We start from the raw sequence: 1,108 nt of genomic DNA, 5'->3' as shown, positions 1-1,108 counted from the left end.
TTACTGAGCCGGCCCATAAATAGTGCGTAACGGATCACGCGGCGTACCGGACATGCTTTTCCTTGAACAGATTGCGAATGATCGCGGGCTGCTTCTGGCGACTGTGCAGATGACTGCGCACGGCCTTGATCATTTCGCCCTTGTTGGCCGGCCGACTCTTGCCCAGCGCATTGGTCTTGACATCCTGATTGAGCAACTCGTCCGGGTTGAGCTCGGGGCAGTAGCCCGGCAGCAAGATCAGGCGCAGCCGCTGGGCGTTGGCTTGTACAAACCTCTTTACGACACCGGACTTGTGAACCGGATGGCCGTCTACGATCAGACAGATCTTGCCTTCGACTTGCCTGAGCAGCCGGCGAAGAAACTCGACGAACAGCGGCGCCCTGAACTTCCCCTCGAAGACCATGAAGGCCAAAGCACCCTTGTTGGTGATGGCCGAGATCATGTTGCAGCCAAAGCGCTGTCCGGTGGCCCGAATCAAAGGCGTCTGTCCCGCCGGGGCGTAGCTCTTGCCGCTGACGTGATCGCTGCGCAGTCCCATCTCGTCGCCCCAGTAAATCTGGGCACATTCGCGCTTGGCCTGCTTGGCGATCAGCGGGTACTGCTCAGCGAGCCACGCGGCAATGGCCGCGTCGTTGCGCTCATAGGCGCGGCGTACCGGCTTTTGCGGCGTCATGCCCCAGGCTTTGAGATAGCGACCAACGGTCGTGGGCGAGAGATCAACGCCGCACTCGCGCTTGGCCAACTGCGCCACGGCTTGGCGAGTCCACAGATAGAAGGGCAACTTGAGCTGGTCGGGCAGTTTGCCCACGATGATGCTGCGCACCTTGGCTTGCTGCGCCTGGCTCAGAAGCGTGTGGCCCGCCGGTCGGCCTCGCGCGTCGTCCTTGAGCGCTCGCAGCGAACCCTCGCGCGCCCGCGCACAGGCCTTTTGCACTGCTCGCAGGCTCAGGCCATGCACGCGCGCGGCCTCGGCCTGCGTCATGCCGCCCCGCACCGCCAGCACCACTTGTCTGCGCAGGTGCGCCTGCGTCGCCCGGTCAAGTTTGCGTCCGTCGATCTTCATCAATCCTTAACGCTGTACCGCACTATTTGGTGCACAGGTCAGTAA

1 protein-coding gene is annotated in these 1,108 nt (G+C 62.4%); it reads right to left on the bottom strand.

The window, feature by feature from the left end:
* Positions 1 to 34: 34 nt before the first annotated feature.
* Positions 35 to 1,063: an IS630 family transposase gene (locus EEB15_RS33025; protein ID WP_141514232.1), complete on the bottom strand. Its 1,029-nt coding sequence runs from the start codon at positions 1,061 to 1,063 to the stop codon at positions 35 to 37.
* Between the last annotated feature and the right edge of the window lie 45 nt (positions 1,064 to 1,108).

Origin of the sequence: Ramlibacter sp. WS9, assembly GCF_003797765.1 — a bacterium.
Classification (GTDB): Bacteria; Pseudomonadota; Gammaproteobacteria; order Burkholderiales; family Burkholderiaceae_C; genus Ramlibacter.
This window is presented reverse-complemented; position numbering and strand designations above follow the sequence as displayed.